At 48.7% G+C, this 20,000-nt stretch carries 14 protein-coding genes and 1 pseudogene (1 of these 15 cut by a window edge); 11 read left to right on the top strand and 4 right to left on the bottom strand.

Features of this window, described 5'->3' with window-relative positions:
* The 7 genes from QUB70_RS01195 to QUB70_RS01165 all read left to right on the top strand — a co-directional run.
* Positions 1-596, top strand: partial view of a hypothetical protein gene (locus QUB70_RS01195; protein WP_332977907.1) — the 3' portion only. The gene continues 403 nt to the left of window position 1, outside the view; only the last 596 of its 999 coding nucleotides appear in the window; its start codon lies beyond the left edge, outside the window; its stop codon occupies positions 594-596.
* 4 nt (positions 597-600) lie between these two features.
* Complete coding sequence (locus tag QUB70_RS01190; protein WP_332977906.1) at positions 601-726, top strand: hypothetical protein; 126 nt, start codon at positions 601-603, stop codon at positions 724-726.
* A gap of 48 nt (positions 727-774) precedes the next feature.
* On the top strand, positions 775-3,282 hold the full coding sequence (recG, locus tag QUB70_RS01185; protein ID WP_332977905.1) for an ATP-dependent DNA helicase RecG: 2,508 nt from the start codon (positions 775-777) through the stop codon (positions 3,280-3,282).
* 820 nt (positions 3,283-4,102) lie between these two features.
* Entirely contained in the window at positions 4,103-6,187 is a 2,085-nt protein-coding gene (gene fusA / locus QUB70_RS01180; RefSeq protein ID WP_332977904.1) for an elongation factor G, read from the top strand.
* A 517-nt stretch (positions 6,188-6,704) separates the two neighbouring features.
* Positions 6,705-7,349: a Uma2 family endonuclease gene (locus QUB70_RS01175; RefSeq protein ID WP_332977903.1), complete on the top strand. Its 645-nt coding sequence runs from the start codon at positions 6,705-6,707 to the stop codon at positions 7,347-7,349.
* A 248-nt stretch (positions 7,350-7,597) separates the two neighbouring features.
* On the top strand, positions 7,598-8,242 hold the full coding sequence (locus QUB70_RS01170) for a Uma2 family endonuclease (RefSeq protein WP_332977902.1): 645 nt from the start codon (positions 7,598-7,600) through the stop codon (positions 8,240-8,242).
* Positions 8,243-8,677: 435 nt separating this feature from the next.
* Entirely contained in the window at positions 8,678-9,112 is a 435-nt protein-coding gene (locus QUB70_RS01165; protein WP_332977901.1) for a hypothetical protein, read from the top strand.
* Between the two features lie 123 nt (positions 9,113-9,235).
* On the opposite strand, the gene QUB70_RS01160 is transcribed toward QUB70_RS01165, so the two are convergent.
* Positions 9,236-10,618, bottom strand: coding sequence for a UDP-N-acetylmuramoyl-tripeptide--D-alanyl-D-alanine ligase (locus QUB70_RS01160; protein ID WP_332977900.1), 1,383 nt, complete (start codon positions 10,616-10,618; stop codon positions 9,236-9,238).
* Between the two features lie 409 nt (positions 10,619-11,027).
* On the opposite strand from QUB70_RS01160, the gene QUB70_RS01155 reads away from it, so the two are divergent.
* Both QUB70_RS01155 and QUB70_RS01150 read left to right on the top strand, forming a co-directional pair.
* Positions 11,028-12,308, top strand: a complete 1,281-nt coding sequence (locus tag QUB70_RS01155; protein ID WP_332977899.1) for a hypothetical protein — start codon at positions 11,028-11,030, stop codon at positions 12,306-12,308.
* A 285-nt stretch (positions 12,309-12,593) separates the two neighbouring features.
* Positions 12,594-12,926, top strand: a complete 333-nt coding sequence (locus tag QUB70_RS01150) for an RNA recognition motif domain-containing protein (protein ID WP_332977898.1) — start codon at positions 12,594-12,596, stop codon at positions 12,924-12,926.
* A 227-nt stretch (positions 12,927-13,153) separates the two neighbouring features.
* Here QUB70_RS01150 and clpS read toward each other — a convergent pair whose 3' ends face one another.
* Entirely contained in the window at positions 13,154-13,435 is a 282-nt protein-coding gene (clpS, locus tag QUB70_RS01145) for an ATP-dependent Clp protease adapter ClpS (protein ID WP_015178019.1), read from the bottom strand.
* Between the two features lie 287 nt (positions 13,436-13,722).
* Between clpS and QUB70_RS01140 the strand changes: the two genes are divergently transcribed.
* Positions 13,723-14,310: a DUF3172 domain-containing protein gene (locus QUB70_RS01140; protein ID WP_332977989.1), complete on the top strand. Its 588-nt coding sequence runs from the start codon at positions 13,723-13,725 to the stop codon at positions 14,308-14,310.
* A gap of 267 nt (positions 14,311-14,577) precedes the next feature.
* Here the strand turns inward: QUB70_RS01140 and QUB70_RS01135 are convergent, their stop codons facing one another.
* Complete coding sequence (locus QUB70_RS01135; RefSeq protein ID WP_332977897.1) at positions 14,578-15,336, bottom strand: AMIN domain-containing protein; 759 nt, start codon at positions 15,334-15,336, stop codon at positions 14,578-14,580.
* Positions 15,337-15,962: 626 nt separating this feature from the next.
* Between QUB70_RS01135 and QUB70_RS01130 the strand changes: the two genes are divergently transcribed.
* Entirely contained in the window at positions 15,963-16,520 is a 558-nt protein-coding gene (locus tag QUB70_RS01130) for an NUDIX hydrolase (RefSeq protein ID WP_332977896.1), read from the top strand.
* Between the two features lie 51 nt (positions 16,521-16,571).
* On the opposite strand, the pseudogene QUB70_RS01125 reads toward QUB70_RS01130, so the two are convergent.
* Positions 16,572-20,000 (bottom strand): annotated as a pseudogene (locus QUB70_RS01125) (DUF4347 domain-containing protein); the annotation flags it as partial.

Below are 20,000 nucleotides of genomic sequence, written 5' to 3'. Positions count from 1 at the left end.
AAGAAGAACAAGAAGAACAAGAAGAACAAGAAGAAGAGGAAGAAGAAATAAAGAAAAAAAAAGAGGAAAAAAACGAAGTTTCCGCCATTGAATATCTATTTTCATTGGCAAATTACCAATTACCAAGTGCCAATTCCCCCGAAAGTTTGGCGCGCTGGCAAAATAGTATTGAAAAGTCGATCGCCCATAACATCAAGCTGCTTTCTCGCGACACCAACCGCTTGCTGCAACAGTCGGGAATCTTGCCCAGTCAATTGCCAGAACCAGTTCTAGAAGCTGCTTCTGTTGCTGAATTGTCCGGCGACAGCGTGGCGGGCCCACCTAATTTATTAAACATAGTCATTGAAACCGATAACTCCTCTGCACCGCGAAATGTGGCAGAAACATCGCGTGCTAAAGCTTTGCACATTACAGCAATTAAACTGCGCTTGTCGGAAATAGAGTTTGCCGATGCGGGAACCTCGGCTTGGCGCCAGCAAATTCGCAACCTATCTGTAAAGTTGAACTCGCTCGGCCGCGATTACCAGAAAAAGCAGCGGGAACTAGCTGTGGTGGAGGCTGAATCGGCTTGGCGATCGAGTTGGTTTGAAGATTAGTCAGTTGTCAGTTGACAGTTGTCAGTTGACAGTTGGCAGTTGGCAGTTGGCAGTTGTCAGTTGGCAGTTGTCAGTTGTCAGTTGGCAGTTGGCAGTTGGCAGTTGTCTGGAATTCTTGAGCTATGATTAATAACTAATGACTAATGACTGATGACTAATGACTAATGACTAATGACTGATGACTAATAACCAACCAGAATGGCAGCGATTGCAAAAAGCTCTTTCAGTAGAAGCCGATCGCGGATTTAACGACCTCCAAGGCAGTCAATACCGCTTCAGCGAGTTTCTGGGCCTCAGTTTGAGACAGTTGGCAGGTGCTGTCGCCGCTCCTTCGCGCGATCGAGCCAGACAACTAGCCGCCGAATTTGACATCTATCCTCAGAAGGATCTCGAACAGCGCCAGCATTCGATCGCCATTACGGTCAGTTTTCTGAGGCAATTGGAGCAAGTTTGGGAACAAGAAACTCGCCACCACGAAGAACAAGCAGGACAAGTCAGACCCGCAAACCCGGACGTACCAACCGCCCCAGCAGTTGCCGTTCCCCGAACTGCACCCCTGAGTACAGCACCCGCACCACCAAGCCTGACTCTCGACCAACAGTTAACCCGCGTCACCGGCATCGGCCCTGCCAACGGCAACCGCCTGGTAAAACTGGGTTTATACACTGTATACGACTTGCTTTACTACTATCCGCGCAACCACATCGACTATGCAAAGCAAGTACAAATTCGCGAGCTGGTAGCTGGGGAAACTGTCACTTTGATCGCAGAAGTAAAGCGCTGCAATTGCTTTTCTAGCCCGAAAAATAAGAAGTTAACCATATTAGAAGTAATTTTAAAAGACCGCACCGGAGAAATAAAAATCAGTCGTTTTTTTGCAGGCCCTCGCTACAGCAATCGCGGCTGGCAAGAATTCAAAAAGCGCGAGTATTGTACTGGTGCGGTGCTGGCAGCTTCGGGGTTGGTGAAGCAAGGTAAATATGGCATTACTTTAGAAAATCCTGAGTTAGAAGTATTAGACGACTCCGGCGGTGCGATCGAATCCATGAAAGTCGGCCGCCTGATACCGGTTTATCCGCTGACGGAAGGGGTGGATGCGGGTTCGGTGAGGCGATCGATCTTGGCTGCAATGCCGGCGGCAAAAATGTTGCCGGAATCGCTACCCGAGGATTTGCGCGATCGTTACGGTTTAATGGGTTTAGCCGATGCCGTGACTAATATTCACTTTCCGCTCGATCGAGATTGTTTGGCCGCCGCCCGCCGCCGCTTAGTTTTTGACGAATTTTTCTACCTGCAATTAGGACTTTTAAAGCGCCGCCAAACCCAAAGGAAAGCTCAAGCTAGTGCAGTCATCCTTCCTAGCGGCAAATTGATCGAACATTTTTATGAAATCTTGCCTTTTGCCTTGACGAATGCTCAGGAAAGAGTAATTAACGACATCCTCAACGATTTAGCTTCGCCGCAACCGATGAACAGATTGGTGCAAGGCGATGTCGGTGCGGGCAAAACCGTAGTAGCCGTCGTCGCAATGCTAGCAGCAATTCAATCCGGCTATCAAGCGGCTTTAATGGCACCGACAGAAGTTTTAGCAGAACAGCACTACCGCAAATTGGTAGGTTGGTTTAATTTGATGCACTTGTCTGTCGAACTGTTAACGGGTTCGACAAAAATAGCCAAGCGCCGGGAAATTCACAGCCAGTTAGAAACCGGAGAATTGCCGGTTTTAGTGGGAACTCACGCGCTGATTCAAGATACTGTGAATTTCCATAAATTGGGTTTGGCGGTAATTGACGAACAGCACAGATTCGGCGTGCAGCAGCGCGCTAAATTGCAGCAAAAAGGCGAAGCTCCTCACGTTTTGACGATGACGGCAACTCCCATTCCCCGGACGCTGGCGCTGACGCTGCACGGGGATTTAGATGTGAGTCAAATTGATGAACTTCCCCCCGGCAGGCAGGCGATTCAAACCACTGTACTGTCTGCCAAAGAACGCATCCAAGCTTACGATTTGATTCGGCGGGAAGTGGCTAGCGGGCGTCAAGTTTATGTGGTGCTGCCGCTGGTGGAGGAGTCGGAAAAGTTGGACGTGCGATCGGCAATTGAAGAAAAAGAGAAACTTGAAAAAAGTGTATTTCCTGAGTTTAAGGTGGGTTTGCTGCACGGTAGAATGAGCAGTGCTGACAAAGATGAGGCAATTACGAAGTTTCGGGACAAAGAAACGGATATTTTAGTATCTACTACTGTGGTTGAAGTGGGAGTAGATGTGCCGAATGCCACCGTAATGCTGATTGAAAATTCTGAGCGTTTTGGACTGTCGCAACTGCACCAGTTGCGGGGTAGAGTTGGTCGGGGCAGCAACCGTTCTTATTGTTTGTTAATGCCCGGTTCCAAAACTGCGGAAGCTATGCAGAGAATGAAGGTTTTAGAACAATCTCAAGATGGCTTTTTTATTGCGGAAATGGACATGAGATTGCGCGGGCCGGGTCAGGTTTTGGGAACTCGACAGTCGGGTTTGCCGGATTTTGCTTTGGCTAGTTTGGTGGAGGATCAGGAGGTTTTGGAGTTGGCGAGGGCGGCGGCTCAAATGGTAATTGAGAATGATGAAAGTTTGAATCAGTGGCCGGTGGTGCGGGATGAATTGGAGCGGAGATATCAGCGGATGATGAGCGGGTCGATTTTGACTTAGACGGCGGTTGAAACCGCTTCTACAAAAACGAAGTCCGCCTCCGCGGACTGAATAAAATAACGCCATTTTTACCCCTCGTTCTTCAACCCGCGGAGGCGGGTTTTGTTTGTGTAGACGCGGTTTCAACCGCCCGGTCTTCTGGGATCAAAGAAACTGGGTTTTTCAGCTTTGTCTGGGTTATTTTTATGAATTGTAAGGATTCCCGTACTGAATTAAACCAAAAATCCTTCGCAGGAATGACGGGGAAGTGTCAAAATTAAGATAGTTCTGCCAAACACAGGGGAAAGGAAATCTAGCCTGTACTGGCGCCTAAGGCAACATTGATTCCTCGCTGGTTACGCTTGCAGGTGGTCGCCGACGGTTCGTCGCATTAAATCTCAACACTAATTGTCAGTAACTCACGACTAAAGCTGTTGAGCTTGTAAGAGAAATCTTTTGCAAGCTGTACTGACCAGACCGCTCGAAAGAGCAGCCGTTATTTGGGTCACGACACCGGAGAATGCGAAGCTAGTTTTCCGCTCTGTCGCTTTCAATTAAACAGTTCTAAAGTCACTGGAACAGTGTTGTAAGCCTAACAAGCCCAGATAACCAGGTCGAAGCTAACATTACCCCGCAAGGGAGGCTCATAAAAGAGCAAACATTATGCGTGAGCGGGTTGCGAGGTTTGAGGTGGTAATTGTCCCATCGAAAGTACATCACAGAAGTACACTGAATTTAGCAATCCCCGTGTAATGGAAAGATTCACGGCGGTTGAAACCGCCGAGCCGTTTTCCACGAGCGGTCTAAAGACACGCTCGTTTCCCACTTCCCGAATTTTTTTATGAAAGATCTCACTCGTTATCGAAATATCGGCATCTTCGCCCACGTAGATGCTGGCAAGACCACCACAACTGAAAGAATCCTGAAACTGACGGGTAAAATCCACAAAATCGGTGAAGTACACGAAGGCGCGGCGACTACTGACTTCATGGAACAGGAGCAAGAGCGCGGTATTACGATTCAATCCGCTGCTACCACCTGCTTCTGGAACGAACATCAGCTCAACATCATCGATACTCCGGGACACGTCGATTTTACGATCGAAGTTTACCGTTCTTTGAAGGTTCTCGATGGTGGCATCGGTGTGTTCTGCGGTTCGGGTGGAGTTGAACCGCAATCTGAAACCAACTGGCGCTACGCTAACGATTCCAAAGTGGCTCGCGTTATCTACATCAACAAGCTCGATCGCACCGGTGCAGATTTTTACCGGGTTGTCCAGCAAGTTGATAAAATCCTCGCAGCTAAACCGATGGTGATGGTATTGCCGATCGGCATAGAAGAAAAGTTTTGTGGCGTAGTCGATTTGCTGACCCGCAAAGCCTGGATCTGGGATGACTCCGGCGATCCGATGAACTATAAAATTAAAGATGTCCCCGCCGATATGGTCGATGATGTCGAAACTTGGCGCGAAAAGTTGATCGAACTGGCCGTCGAGCAAGACGACGCTCTGATGGAACAATATCTCGACGGCAACGAGCCGAGCATCGACGACCTCAAGCGCTGCATTCGCAAAGGTACTCGCGATCGGGCATTTTTCCCCACCTACTGCGGCTCATCGTTTAAAAACAAAGGCGTGCAGTTGGTTCTCGATGCCGTGGTTGACTACCTGCCGAACCCGATGGAAGTCACACCGCAGCCAGAAGTCGATCTCGATGGGAATGAAACCGGCGAGTTTGCGATCGTCGATCCCAACAGGCCATTGCGGGCACTGGCGTTTAAGATCATGGACGATCGCTACGGTGCTCTAACCTTCACCCGCCTGTACTCGGGTACTCTGTCCAAGGGCGACACCGTACTCAACACAGCCACAGGCAAAACCGAGCGCGTCAGCCGTTTGGTAGAGATGCACGCCAACTCTCGCGAAGAAATTGAATCGGCCCAAGCCGGGGACATTGTGGCGATCGTCGGCATGAAAAACGTCCGCACCGGACACACCATCTGCGACCCCAAAAATCCCGCAACCCTAGAGCCGATGGTATTCCCCGATCCCGTGATTTCGATTTCGGTCAAACCGAAACAAAAAGGCGGCGAAGAAAAAATGGGAGCAGCCCTCACCAAGATGGTGCAAGAAGACCCATCCTTCCACATGGTGACGGATCAAGAAAGCGGCGAAATGATTCTCAAGGGGATGGGCGAGTTGCACCTCGACATCAAAGTAGACATTCTCAAGCGCACCCACGGCATCGAAGTAGAAGTTGGCGAACCCCAAGTAGCCTACCGCGAGTCGATTACCAAGCGCCTCGAAGACGAATACACCCACAAAAAGCAATCAGGTGGTTCCGGTCAATTTGCCAAAATCGGCTATGTGATCGAGCCTGGTGAGGTTGGAAGCGGCTTCATATTTGAGTCAAAAGTGACCGGCGGTAGCGTACCGAGAGAATATTGGCCGGCAGTCGAAAAAGGCTTTGAAAGCTGCATCGACAAAGGCGTCTTGGCCGGATTCCCCTGCCTGGACTTGAAATTCACGCTTCTAGAAGGCGGTTTCCACCCAGTTGACTCGTCGGCGATGGCCTTTGAAATTGCTGCCAAAGCGGCTTATCGGCAGTCTTTGCCGAAAGCTGGGCCTCAGTTGCTCGAACCGATTATGAATGTCGATGTATTCACTCCAGATAATTACATGGGCGACGTGATCGGCGACCTCAACCGTCGCCGGGGGATGATGAAATCTCAGGAGACAAGCCAGATAGGAGCGCGGATCAAGGCAGATGTGCCGTTGAGCGAAATGTTTGGTTACATTAGCGACTTGCGTACTATGACATCTGGCCGCGGTCAGTTTTCCATGTCCTTCTCGCACTATGCTCCTTGTCCGAATAACATCGCTGAAGAAGTGATTAAGGCGGCAAAAGAGCGTCAAGCCGCGAAGTAGTGTATTGAGTGCGATCGAATAGATTCGATCGCACTCCACGAACAGGTAGCGAGAAACCGGGTTTTTTTCCGAAATCTTCGGCGGAGCGACGAGATTAGGGAAACAACCCGGTTTCTTTGATTAGACCTCTTGCAAAAATCCTTTTAATCAAATTCTGGAACGGGCTCTCCGGCCCATTCCACAAGAAAAAAAATTTTGTGGGATGGGCCGGAGAGCCCGTCCTAGTTATTTTTGCAAGAGGTCTAATGTTAAAAACTAGATTTTTCTAGTTTTTAACATCGGTTAATACCTCGCACCGCATGAAAAGGTTGCCAAAAACCGGGTTTTTCACGAAGATCCTTCGCTGGAGCGACGAGATTAGGTGAAAAACCCGGTTTCTTCGATCTTGGTGCATCCGCGATTGTTAAAATTATCGGCGTTGATTTGCGGTTTCGCGATCGCTCAAAGATTTATGCAATAAGTCAAATATCATATTTGCTAAGATATAATCAATAATCTACAACCCAGGTAGGCAGCCATGACAGCCACCCTAATCCAGAATCAAAGTAGCGGAGTTCTGCTGAACAACATTAGCTGGACAACATACGAATCCCTGCTGAATGAGTTAGCCCAACAAAGAGGAATTCGCCTGACTTACGATCGCGGAAATTTAGAAATTATGACTCCATCAGCACCCCATGAAAAGTCGGGAGAACTCTTAGGAAATTTTGTTGAAGTTCTAACTGATGAATTAAATGTGGAGATTTGCAGCCTGGGTTCACTAACCTGCAAGCGGCAAGATTTGGAACGGGGGTTAGAACCTGATAAATGTTACTACATTCAGAATGAAGATATTGTCTGGAATAAAGAACAAATCGATCTCAATGAAGACCCACCACCAGATTTAGCTATTGAAATTGACATTACCAGCAGTTCGATCGATCGTCTAGAACTTTACGCAAGTTTGGGCGTACCTGAAGTTTGGCGTTACGATGGGAAGCGTTTAATCATCTATCAGTTAGAAGGCAATGAATACGCAGAGTGCGAGGTTTCTCCAACCTTTCCTTTTTTGTTGAAGTCGGAAATGCTCAGGTTTTTGGAACTGAAAAAGACTACAAAAGAAAAGGCTTTGCTGCGCTTGTTCCGCGAGTGGGTGAGGAGTCAAATTCAGTCAGGAGAGTGAAGGAGGGCGATCGCCCGTCACTCAATACAGCCTCTTCCAGGTTCATGAAGTACACTATAAAGCTATATTGTGTGGTGTTAATCCTCCGGGTGCGGATCTGCGAAATATTGGTGGATAAAACTTACAGATTGACGGGTGGCGATGCACCTTACACGGGCTAGAAAATTGTGTGTACAACATCTACATGGAATATGCTGTATAATGTTTGCTAAGATACAATCAATAATCTACAACCCAGGCAGGTAGCCATGACAGCCACCCTGATCCAGAATCAAACTAGCGGAATTCTGCTGAAAAACATTAGCTGGAAAACTTATGAATCCCTGCTGAATGAGTTAGGGGAACAGGGAGGAATTCGCCTGACTTACGATCGCGGAAATTTAGAAATTATGACTCCATCAGCACCCCACGAAAAGTACAAGAAAATTTTAGGCCGTTTTGTGGAAAGTGTGAGTGAAGAATTAAACATCGAAATTCGGAGTTTGGGTTCTCTAACTTGCAGGCGCCAGGATTTGGCTCGCGGTCTGGAACCGGATCAGTGCTACTATATCGAAAATGAGGATGTGGTTTGGGACAAAGAACAAATCGATCTTAATCAAGATCCGCCACCAGATTTAGTTGTGGAAATTGACGTTACGAGTAGTTCGATCGATCGCCTTTCTTTATATGCAAGTTTAGGCGTACCGGAAGTTTGGCGATACGACGGAAATCGTTTAATAATTTATCAGTTGGAAGCACAGGAATATGCCGAAAGAGATGTTTCTCCGACTTTTCCTTTTTTGTCGCAAGTTGAGATGCTGCGGTTTTTGGAATTGAGGAGGACTACAAAAGAAAATGCTTTAATTCGGTTGTTCCGGGAGTGGGTGAGGAGTCAAATTCAGTCAGGAGAGTGAAGCAGGGCGATTCCGTAGGGGATGGCTGGGTTTGACCAAGAGTTTCTTGATGGTACAAGCCCCCGGATTTATCCGTGGAATCAATCCAAAATCTAAAATCTAAAATCCTCAAGCCCCTGAATTTATGCGTGGGGTCAATCCAAAATCTAAAATCTAAAATCTAAAATCTAAAATCGAATGACGCTCTTTTTAGCAACCGCAGATGAACGCTGACTGACGCGGATGGATGACTCGGGCGAGCTCCTGGAATTTACCTTAATTTAGCCCTTGCATATCTTAAACCCGATCGCTAATGTTCTCCTCCATCTCAATTTTGATAGAGATGCAACGCGCTCAACAAGAGATGCAACGAACCGATCGCCCGGCCCCAAAACTGCGAGAATTAAATATTGACCCTGATACAATTTAGCAATTTTAGCAAAGAGCGAGGTTGATATGACTCAAATAAATCCCGATCGCACTGCTGGTACAATTGCGATCGACGTTTGCGCTCAATCAAACGGGCAGTATCTTTGTCAGATTTCGTCATCTCTGAGCGATCGCCCTGATGATACCATGAATTTTTACGGACAAACGAAAGAACACGCGATCGCGATCGCCCTGGAAAATTTAGCATCTCGCTACCGCAAGCTCGCCGAAGACTCTCAAAATATAGATTGGGATGCGGTGGAAATTTCGGATTCGGGAGAGCCGATTGAAAAGCGTTATCACGTAATTTTGCACTACGAACGAATTGCTAAAGATGAATCTAAGTTTGAGGCAATGCACAATACAATGATGGGAAATACAGTAGTTGAAAATGCCAAAATTTCAATAATTGAGATCGATCCCGATATCGAAATCGAGGGCAGAGGGCTATCAAAATATTGAACCCTCGGGACTTAGGTGCAAATGGGCATCTTACCCTACGCATCAGCGATCGAAACGCGAGTTTGATGCGACGATCGACTAGAAGCGCTCGCATTATTTCAAATCCCCAAAATTTCTTTTCTATTACTCCCCCGCAAAATCTGCCCTAAACTTCTCCACAACTCGATTTAACTCCACCGAATGAGAGGCCTTAAATAAAATGCGATCGCCCTTTTCGACAAATCCCAACAACCGCTTTGCTAAATCTTCCCGCCCATCCTTGGCTGTAATATCTCCTACCTCCACAAAAGGCAAATCCGCCGCGCCCGCTGCCATCGCCGCTGCTTCCTCAAAATCAGCAAAAACAAACAAAGCGTCAAGCTGCAAATCTCGCGCCGCCCTTCCTACTTGTCGGTGAAAGTCGATCGCCCTGTCGCCCAATTCCTTCATCGTTCCCAACACCGCAATCCGGCGCTTTCCGGGAGTATCTGCTAACAGTCTCAGCCCCGCCAACATCGACTCCAAACCAGCATTATAAGTCTCATCTAGAATCACAATATCCTGCGGCAAATCGTAGCGGCGCGCCCGTCCATCCGGTAACTGCACAGACAAACCTTGCTTTAAAACTTCCCAATCAATACCTAAAACTTTTCCTACCGCCAAAGCAGCCAAATAATTTACAGCATTGTGCCGTCCCGGCAGCGGCAGTGGCAATTCCACACCTTCTACTAACATTGTATTAGGATTCAGCAATTCCCCGCACAAATCCCCGCTTTCTAAACCGTAAGTTAAAGTTTTTCCCTGCCAAACTTTTGACGCAGTTGCGATTAATCTGTCAGAATCGTGATTGAGAATAGCAATGCTCTCAGCAGGCATTTCTGCTAACAACTCGCACTTAGCTTGGGCGATCGCCTCTTCCGAACCCAGTCGCCCGATATGCGCCGTTCCTACATTAGTAATTACCGCCACAGTAGGACGCGCAATTTGCGACAGCAGCGCAATTTCACCGCTCCCGCGCATTCCCATTTCAATTACAGCATAATTGTGTGACGGCGAAAGCTCCAACAGAGTTTTTGGTACTCCAATTTCATTGTTGTAGTTATATTGAGTTTTAAGAACATTTCCCCGGGTTGACAAAACCGCCGCAATTAATTCTTTAACAGTAGTTTTACCTACAGAGCCAGTAACAGCAACTATAGGTATACTGAACTGGTCGCGCCACCAACGGGCGATCGACTGATAAGCTTTTAAAGTATCGTCAACGCGCAACAGCGGAAAATTAGGCAATTCCTCTTGCCAATCTCGATCGACTACCGCCGCAATCGCCCCCAAATCCCTGGCTTTTGCCACAAATCGATGTCCGTCAAAATTGTCTCCCCGCAGCGCCAAAAATACTTCGCCCCCCTCAATAGTGCGCGTATCTGTGGCAATACCTGTCCCTAAAGCTGTCAAAACGCCCTCAGACACAGCAGGCAAAGCTACGGTTAAAATTTCAGCAAGTCGGGCGATACTTACGCGACAGACCATAACCAGCACTCACATTTAAATAATTATTTTCACAGCTAATCCTACCTCGCGCGACCTCAAATTTAACTGATAGGGGGCTGCCGACTAGGATTGACCTTGACAATCCTAATACTAAATCGTCAGCAAACCAAGAAATCCTTCCGTACCCATAGACAATCTTTACCAATACTTTACAAAGTCTATGGTGATTTTAGGCCTTGCTAATTAGCAACAATTCATGTCATGCTGGTGTTTGTAAATAGTTTAACTAAGCAAACAATATCGATCGGCTTAAGGTGCTGACAGCTTCCACCCTCGCGCCTCGGGAGGTCAGAAGCTCGGTTGAGTCAAATCAGGCGCTTCATCTGCCAATTCATATCTGCCAATAGCGCTTAAAGCTTCTGTCCTTGCCTCGGAGGGTTAATCAACAGTGAACGACTACAACAGACAAAGCCAAGAAGAAGAACAGCTACTTTACAACCACTGGCTGGAATTGGTACAAGTAGAGCAGCCGGCCGAACTCATCAGCCGCTTTCGCACTTTGTTCGTCCACGGTATCGGATATCCCGATCGCACGGTCGCCGACGCACTCGAAAAAATAGCAGCATCAACACACGGCGCACAAGAATTCAAGTACATCCTCAACCGCTGCTGCCACATCCTGATCAACCGCTGGCAAACATACCCCAGCAAGCAAGCAGCCATCCCTGAATTGATCGCTCTGTTTGAAGAAGCCCCCAAAATAGTATTTGGATACAGTCGATCGCGATCGACTGTATCCATCCCCCAATTAGTCAATCAATTTACCGAAAGCGAACAGTACCTCACCCTCAAACGCTTAGCCAAAGTCATCACTCACAGCAATGAAGACAGCAGCAACAGCAAAACCCCCGCCACCCTAGCCCTGGGAAACTTAATTCCTCGCTACCCTTACCTCTACAAACACTGCCTCCTCAGCGACGACAGCACCTACGAACAGCAGAAAATCATTAAAAAAATCCAAGTTCAAAAGCAGCAGCAATTTGAAGTCAACCTCTCGCAATACGTCGCTCACCAAGTGAGAAAAGCCCAAACAGCTCGCCGGGAAACCTCACTTTCCTTCGTGAGGAATATACAGCCTATAAAAAACCCGACACTGTTGAGCGACCCCGAACTGTTCTTTGCCCTCAAGCAATTTGTCGGAAAAGTAGAAGGAGCCGATACCTACAGACAGCTAGCGGGCCGCTTCACGGCGAACGCCTGCACAACTCAGTCCTACAGCTCCTTTAAAGACGACTTGTACGAATACCTGATTTCTTCCGTCACCGACGATCGCTACGGCAAACGTCAATTTAACGATAAATTGTATAAGCAACTACAAAATACCTTTCCCCACAACGATGCTCAGAAGTTCAACGAATTTTTAATGATCAGAACTTGCAGCCAGTTATTGAACTTTTTAGTAGTAGAGAGTCCTGCGCGGCCCAACCACTTTGTTTTCATCGACCTGATCTCCAACCTCGGGCCGACCCAAACCACAGGTTTGCTGCTGAAAATCGTGCTAATTTGCGGCAAAGTCAAGCCCTACCTAGAAAAGCGGTTGGCAATTTTGTTCGGTCACTACGAATTTTCTACCCGAGAAGGGGTGGTGTGGTTAGTCAAAGCCCTGGAAAACCTGCATCTAGCTTTGAGTACCAATTTTGGCAATATAGACGTATCTTTCCTGCGGTAGTCGGTCGGCGTCACAACTTTCTCGGGTTCCACCTTGCCAAAACATCACACCCAGAAACCAGGTGTCTGAATACCCTAAAAGTTTCACGTTTAATTACAGCGACTTAATTAACTGCTGAAACCTAATCAAAAGATATTATTCTGTGTTAAAATCCCAATTGTATCAGATTCGGTTGCAGGCTTTGTTCATTGCTACAGAATTGTCTAAAAACTTGCCCTTCTGTATCGGCAGGGAACTCTCCGAAACTGAAATCTTTGCACTGTCTAATTTTTGGAGTTATTCCTCATGTCGATATACGTCGGTAACTTATCCTATCAAGTTACCCAAGAAGACATCACCACCGTCTTCGCCGAATACGGAACCGTTAAGCGGGTACATCTACCTACCGACAGAGAAACCAGTCGCCCCCGCGGCTTCGGTTTTGTAGAAATGTCAACAGATGCAGAAGAAGATGCAGCGATTGCTGCTCTCGACGGAGCAGAGTGGATGGGTCGCGACCTCAAAGTTAACAAAGCTAAGCCCCGCGAAGATGAAGGTCGGGGTGGTGGCAACCGGGGCGGTGGCGGCCCAGGAAAATTTAGTCGCGGCGGCGGCGGAGGCGGAGGAGGACGTTATTAATTTCCTAGGATAAAGATTTGAGATTGGAGAGTTGAAATTGGCGATCGAGCTCACCTAGCTCCGAACCACTTCCGGCCGTTCCGAAAAACCTATTCTCTTCAAATTTCCCGATCTACCGCATTAAATATACCAAAAAGCCAAGGGTCTACCCCTTGGCTTTTTGGTATGAGCCTATCAGCTATGGGTCAGAAACCTGCTGGACGAATCCTTTGCAGTACCGTCACGTTCTAATCGTCAGGTTCGATGCTGCTGCTCAACCCGTGATTGTTGAGCGTTTCAGCGTAAAACTCAGCGTGTTCGAGGGCGCAAACAATCACCAGTCCCATCCCGTTAGTGTGGGCTTCCATCATCACATTCACAGCCTGTGGCTGAGTCAGACTCGGTACCGTCGCCATCAAAGTCTGCACCACGTACTCCATAGGATTGAAATCATCATTGTGCAGCAGAACGCGGTAGCGCGGTGCAAGCTTGCGGACTGTGGAAGGCTTTTGAATAATTTCGACAGACACTAATCTATACCTCCTGACTTGTAAAATGTTAAAATTTGTCAATAATCTTGAGCCGGGTTGCTGGGCTGTGCAAGACTATCTCACTTTCAGTTATTTTAATTTGAAATCTCCAAATTCAGACAAGGCATTACCCCGGTCGATCGCCCGCTGTGAACCCAACACCAAACGCAGAGGAGGTGTCCTCAGCGTGTAGCCACCACCTTCCTAACGCCATAATGTTAGAAAGGCGATCGGTTAAAAACAACAAACTACTACCTGTTGAGTCTCCAGAACAGACGGAACATTATATGAAACGCAAACCTAAATCCTACAACGACGACAGATTCAGCGGCGAATTTCGAGATGAAGACTCCGGCCCATTTGGCGGACAGTCGCGGCGCCAACCTCAGTCAGGCAAACCCTCTTTCCTCAATTCCGCCACCCTTGGGATTTTAACAGCCGTCTTTATTCTGGGAATTGGGATTGGCATTGCCTTTAGCTCCACGGCTACGATTAGCCCAGAGAACGTAGCATCCCGGGAATTTATCGATCGCAGCGCCCCGAACCCCGAACTTTGCGTGCAGTTTGGAGCCAGCGCGATGGTGACAGACATGCGCGCCTACGTCACCCTAAACCCTTTCAATGTCTACATTTCACAGCCGACTATGCGCCCCGGATGCGTGCTGCGAACCAATAACTGGGCAATTCTCGAACAAAGAAAACTCGTCAGCCAAGACCAAGTGCGCGATTGCAAAAATCGCATGAATACATTTGGCTTCACCGGTACCCTGGAAAGTCAACCCGACATCAATTGTATCTATCAAAACGACAGCGCCAAAAATTTGTTTATCAACCAGCCCGGTTCGGTGGCTCCAACAGACAATCAAAATTTCTAATTTTGATTGTCCTGGACGCATCAAAACCTTAACAAACCGGGTTTTTTGCGGTTTTTGCCGACTGTAACGCTTCTTCTGGCAAAAACCCGGTTTCTGACAAGCGAATTTCTTGATGGTACCCGCCACGTAATTTATCTGTGGAATCAATCCAAAATCTAAAATCTAAAATCCTCAATCCCCCGAATTTATCCGTGGGGTAAATCCAAAATCTAAAATCTAAAATCTAAAATCGAATGACCGCCCGTGCGTCCAAAACACGTGAACCTACTATTTCGGAAGCGGTTCACCAAAGTTGATTATCCGCTGTTCGGATGCGGAGGGACGCGGTACAGGAGCAACACGTATCCCCCGCCGTTCTTGAACAGCAACCCTGACTAAAGGCACTGTTATCGGTCGGATTTGGTCGTTTTGGGTGGCCGGCGGGGAAGAATTGCGATCGAAAGTTAGAGTGGCGCTCGGGGCAGAGTTGTGAGTTGTTGCCGATCGATCCTGCGGTACTTCAGGGGCCGATCGAGCAGGGGTTTCTGCGGTTTCCGGGGCAGACATCGGTTCGATCGACGGAATCAGCACCCAGCGATTTGCTGTCCCAATCTTTTTGAATAGAGTTCGATCGGGCCCTACAGCAAACCCTGGTGCCAACTCCATCACAATTCTCGCCCTTCCCGGTTGAATTTGAATGACTCCCACGGAACGCACCATGCCTTCTGGGTAAAGCTGAGTTGCATCTACTCCGATCTCCGTATTGGGCAAATCCACAGCAATTTGACGGGGATTTAGTAGAGAATACTTGGGCGTCGTTCCCTCTGGGAGGTTAATTACGAGCTCATTCGTGGCAGGATCGAATTGCCAACTTGGGAGTGTAGAAGCATTTGCTGGTTGCTGTGCACAGGGCACTGTCGCAACTGCGGCGGCGACTGCTAGACTCACACCTATCGACTGACAGCCTAACAATGCCGCTACGAGCGATCGAACAGTCAATTTTTGCCAGTCGGCGCCAAATTCTAGGGGTATTTTTTTATATTGCATGGCTTTTGCGTCAAATTTCTCATCTAAACTAGCTTTGAGGATAATTATCTGCCACAAATGTATCGATCGAGATTGCTCCCGTTAAGGTGTAGTAGCTTGACGCTGAAAGTTTAGCATTATTGTTGGGAATTTGGAATTGGGAATTAGAAGTTAAAACATTCTGTCTTCTGCCGAATGCCAACAGATACGCCTTAATTCTTCTTTTCTTTTCCTTCCCCTTCAATTAGGGTAAAGTGCGCCACAAGCACCCTACAAACGAATATAGCAGTCCTCAATCATTCGTGAATAACAAGAGCCCCGACTTCTCAAAGAAGTCGGGGCTCTGAGCCTCTCGATTTTCACAACTCCTGCAAGGATTGCTATATTAGGCTAAGGTGCGCAGTGTCCACCCTACGAAGGATTAATTAGGGCTTGCTGAATAAAAGTAGAAAGCTTGCCAAATAAGGGGTTAAAGCTTTTTTCGCTCAAACAAGTGCAAGTTATAGGATTATAGAGGCTCAAAACCCTTGCACTTTCCTTATTCATTTCTGGCTAAATTTGGAAATTTAGGAATAAACCTACTATTTTTCAAGCTGTGTAGCCTCGTTTTTCCATTACCTACACTTTTTCAGCAAGCCCTAATTAATATGAAAAATTTAACTAAATGGAAATTAGTGCGATCGCGCTTCGTTCTTAACAACAAGTGGTGTCAGGTCAGACAAGATGAAATAGAATTGCCAAACGGACAAATTATCGACGACTTTTTTGTTCACGTCCGACCCAATATCGCCCTAGTATTTGCCGCGACAAAGCAGCAAGAACTTGTATTTGTGCGCCAATACAGGCACGGAGCAGGCGAGATTTTGCTGGAACTGCCGGGCGGAAGTTTCAATCCTGCGGAAGAAAGCGGCAAATCTGCTGCTGCCAGAGAACTTGCCGAAGAAACTGGATATGTTGCTGAAGAAATCTGGGAACTAGCAACTTTATATGACAACCCAGTAAAAGACACCAATTGTATTTACCTATACTTTGCTAAAAATGTCAAGCTTGCCAGCCAAATACAATTGGATATTACAGAAGATGTTGAAGTAGTTTTAGTCCCCATTGCCGAAGTTTTGTTGAAAATAGCAAACCGAGAAATTTGCGTAGCAGGAAGCATCGCAGCTATTTTTTTAGGATTAGAATTTTTGAAAAAACAGCAGTAAGGTGCGGTGTGCGTCGAGCCCTACACGCTGTTTGTTCAACCCAGTCCTGTCTTACCGAGGAAGAGTCACAAAATCCAGAGCAGTAATAGCATTGTTAACCCCAAAAACATTAGCCAAAATCTCGCCAGTGGCAGCAACTTGCAAGACATAACCGTTCGCATCGCGCGAGTTAATTTGCAAGGCGTCGAAACTCAAGCCTCCGGCGAGGGCAAACTTGTCGGTTCCTACTTCAAAATTGAGCACAGTATCGATACCGCTGTTGCTATTTAACACAAAACGATCGCTCCCGATACCTCCAATCAAAGTATCTTCTCCCCCGTCGCCAAACAGCCAGTCATCCCCCGCACCCCCGTTGAGAATGTCGCTATCTTTCCCTCCGTAAATAGTGTCGTTACCATCGTCGCCGTTGAGAGTATCTTGGCCTTCATTGCCGTAGAGAAGGTCGTCGTCGCTGCCACCGTTGATGCAGTCTTGTTGACCGATCGCACCCGCGGGGCCTAGATCGTTTTCCCCGCGATCGCCAAAAATCGTATCGCTGCCGTCATCGCCGCACAAAATATCGCTGCCGTCATCGCCGTAAACTAAGTCATTGCCTGCATCTCCGCGCACTAAATCGTCATCCTTGCCACCGCGAACCGTATCATTGCCAAAACCACCGCTGAGAGAGTCGGAACTCTCGCCGCCGTTGAGAAAGTCGTTACCATTTCCGCCAAATAGCAAGTCGCGGCCGTCAACATCCGACACTAACTCGTTTTGCAAACTACCGTAAAGCGAATCGTCTCCCTCGTCGCCGATAATTGTGTCGGAACCGAGTTCGCCCCAAATCATGTCGTTATCTTTGCCGCCTACCGCTAAGTCGTTACCTTTGCCGGCAAAAATGCTGTCGTTACCGCTACCTCCGCCGATGATGTCGCCGGTGTCGTTGCCGAAAATTAAGTCGCCTTCTTCGGTAGCAATTGTGCTGCTGAAAGCATTGCCGTAGTCGCCGAGTATCGTGTCCGAATCGCGGCCGCCGTAGAGAGTGTCAGAGTCGGTTTCGCCGAAAATGCGATCGCCCCCTTTGCCTCCAAACACCAAATCCCGGCCGTTGCCGCCCAGCAAAGTGTCGTCTTGTTCCTGGCCGTTAAGTAAGTCGTTCCCGTCGCCTCCAAACAGCAAATCTTGCCCGTCGGCGTCGCTGTCCTGGGAGTTGAGGACGCCGCCGAACAGAGAGTCGTCTCCGCTGTCGCCGTAGAGGGTGTCCGGGCCCTTGTCGCCCCAAATCAAGTCGTCTTCTTTGCCCCCTGTCGCGATGTCGGGGTCTTTACCGGAGTAAACGGTGTCGCTGCCTTGAGTGCCAGCAATGGCGTCGCCTGAAGAACCCCCGAAAATCAGGTCGCCGTCGTTACCAGTCAAGTCGATATCGTTGCCGTTGTCGCCGACGATCGTGTCGGAACCGCGATCGCCGTACAATGTGTCGGAATTGCGATCGCCAAAAATGCGATCGTCTTGTTTCCCTCCGAACACCACATCGGTTTCTTTGCCGGCGTAAACGATGTCGTTGCCCCTACCGGCAGCGATGAAGTCTCGCTGTTGGTCGCCAAACACAATGTCTGAACCGCCTTCCCCTAAAAGTGTGTCGTCGCCGGTGAAAGAAACGAACATTTCGTTAGCGTCGTTTCCGGTCAAGGAATCGTTTCCGGGAGTGCCGATGAGAGTGTTTTGGATGTTAATCAACTCTGCGGCGTTTGAGTCGAAGTTAAGTATTTGCGAACGCTGGGGTTGGATAAATGTTATGGGGGGCTGCAAGGGCAGTGGTTGGCAACCGCAGCCAGTATCCGGTTCGGGAACTCTGCCGAAAATAGGCGTCGGTGTCGGCGCGGGTGTCGGCGTCAGTGTCGGCGCGGGTGTCGGCGCGGGTGTCGGCGTCAGTGTCGGCGCGGGTGTCGGCGTCAGTGTCGGCGCGGGTGTCGGCGCGGGTGTCGGCGCGGGTGTCGGCGTTGGCAGAATACCGGACACAGTGGCAACCCTCAGACTTGTATTGCCAAGGTTGTCCGTAGCGCTGTAGGTGAAATTTGCCCCTGTGAAACTGCTACTGGACTGAAAAAACAACTGGGTAATTTGATCCGGCGTCAAAACTTGACCGGGTGTAACCGGGACTCCGCCCTTGGTTGGGTCGCCCAAGAACAATGTACCCTCCTCGGGTGGCAACACGGTGTTGATGGTGAAGGAAACAACCGTGCCGTCGAGGTCTGTTCCTCCCAATCCGGGTATTTGGGCGTTGCTGTCCGGCAACAAAATAACGTTGGAGTTGTTGGCGACTGGCGGTTGGTCAGCGGTAGGCGGAAACAGGGAGACTGTCGCAGGGGCGGGACTGATGGCGCCACTGCTGTCTATGGCGCTGTAGGTGAAACTGGTTCCTGAGAAAGTGCTGCTTCCTTGGAAGAATAACTGGTCGATTTGGCTTGGGGTGAGGACTTGACCGGACGTGACCGGCACTCCTCCTCTAGCTGGGTCGCCCAAGAACAGGACGCCTTGATTTGTTGGTGGCAGGGTGTTGAGGATGAAGGAAACAATAGTGCCGTCTGGGTCTGTTCCTTTGATTCCCTTGATGGGTGTGCTGCTGTTGGCCGGTAGTGTCGTGTTGCTATTGTCCGCTACCGGGGGTAGGTTGGCGCCCCCAGTCGCGCTGACTGTGGTGATGACAGTGGCATTGGGTTCGGAACCGTTGTTGTTGTTGGGGTTGGGGTCGGGAGTGGTCGATCGGCTCTGGGATATACTTGTGATGCCGCTAGCTGGCACAACTAAAGTTACCTGGCGGTTTGTGTTGCTGCCGCTAGCCAAACTGGGAATAGTTGGGAAGGTGACAACCCCTGAAACTGGATCGTATGTGCCGTTATCGGACACCTTGACTCCCGTTAAACCCGGAATGAGGCTTTCAGTAATCACTACGTTTTCAGCAGCATTCGGTCCATTGTTGGTGGTAGCTATAGTATAAGTAACTGAACTGCCAGCAGTCGTAGATGTGAGACCAGTCTTGGTAGTCACCAAGTCTGCACTACTGGCGACGGGATCGAGAGCAACGGCGGTAGTGACTCTAGCTGTGGCAGAGGAGCCGTCGTTATTGCTGAGGTTGAGGTCGGGAGTAGTTGATTTACTGCTGGAAATATTGGTGATGCTGCCACTGTTGGGCACTGCTAAAGTAACGGTACGGATAGCGCTTTGACCGACGGGCACGCTGGCGATCGCCGGAAAATTCACTACCCCTGAGATTGGGTCATAGGTGCCCCCGTTGGAAGCCAAAACTCCTGTTAAACCTGGAACGATGCTGTCGGTGATGGTGACGTTGGCCGCGTCGCCAGGGCCGATGTTCGCCGTAGTAATTGTATAAGTGACAGATTGCCCCGGCGCTGCCGATGTGAGTCCGCTTTTAGTGGTAACGATGTCGGCACTAGCAAGACTGGGGACTGTGCCGATCGTAGTGTTGACAGTGGAATTAGG

It is taken from the genome of Microcoleus sp. A003_D6, from assembly GCF_036702825.1.
Lineage (GTDB): Bacteria > Cyanobacteriota > Cyanobacteriia > Cyanobacteriales > Microcoleaceae > Microcoleus.
This window is presented reverse-complemented; position numbering and strand designations above follow the sequence as displayed.

What these genes read in the sequence shown, in the direction of transcription:
- QUB70_RS01135 (WP_332977897.1), bottom strand. Translation starts at nt 15,336, where the DNA reads ATGCAATATAAAAAAATACCCCTAGAATTTGGCGCCGACTGGCAAAAA.
- QUB70_RS01150 (WP_332977898.1), top strand. Translation starts at nt 12,594, where the DNA reads ATGTCGATATACGTCGGTAACTTATCCTATCAAGTTACCCAAGAAGAC.
- QUB70_RS01170 (WP_332977902.1), top strand. Translation starts at nt 7,598, where the DNA reads ATGACAGCCACCCTGATCCAGAATCAAACTAGCGGAATTCTGCTGAAA.
- QUB70_RS01140 (WP_332977989.1), top strand. Translation starts at nt 13,723, where the DNA reads ATGAAACGCAAACCTAAATCCTACAACGACGACAGATTCAGCGGCGAA.
- QUB70_RS01175 (WP_332977903.1), top strand. Translation starts at nt 6,705, where the DNA reads ATGACAGCCACCCTAATCCAGAATCAAAGTAGCGGAGTTCTGCTGAAC.
- QUB70_RS01130 (WP_332977896.1), top strand. Translation starts at nt 15,963, where the DNA reads ATGAAAAATTTAACTAAATGGAAATTAGTGCGATCGCGCTTCGTTCTT.
- recG (WP_332977905.1), top strand. Translation starts at nt 775, where the DNA reads ATGACTAATAACCAACCAGAATGGCAGCGATTGCAAAAAGCTCTTTCA.
- QUB70_RS01160 (WP_332977900.1), bottom strand. Translation starts at nt 10,618, where the DNA reads ATGGTCTGTCGCGTAAGTATCGCCCGACTTGCTGAAATTTTAACCGTA.
- fusA (WP_332977904.1), top strand. Translation starts at nt 4,103, where the DNA reads ATGAAAGATCTCACTCGTTATCGAAATATCGGCATCTTCGCCCACGTA.
- QUB70_RS01165 (WP_332977901.1), top strand. Translation starts at nt 8,678, where the DNA reads ATGACTCAAATAAATCCCGATCGCACTGCTGGTACAATTGCGATCGAC.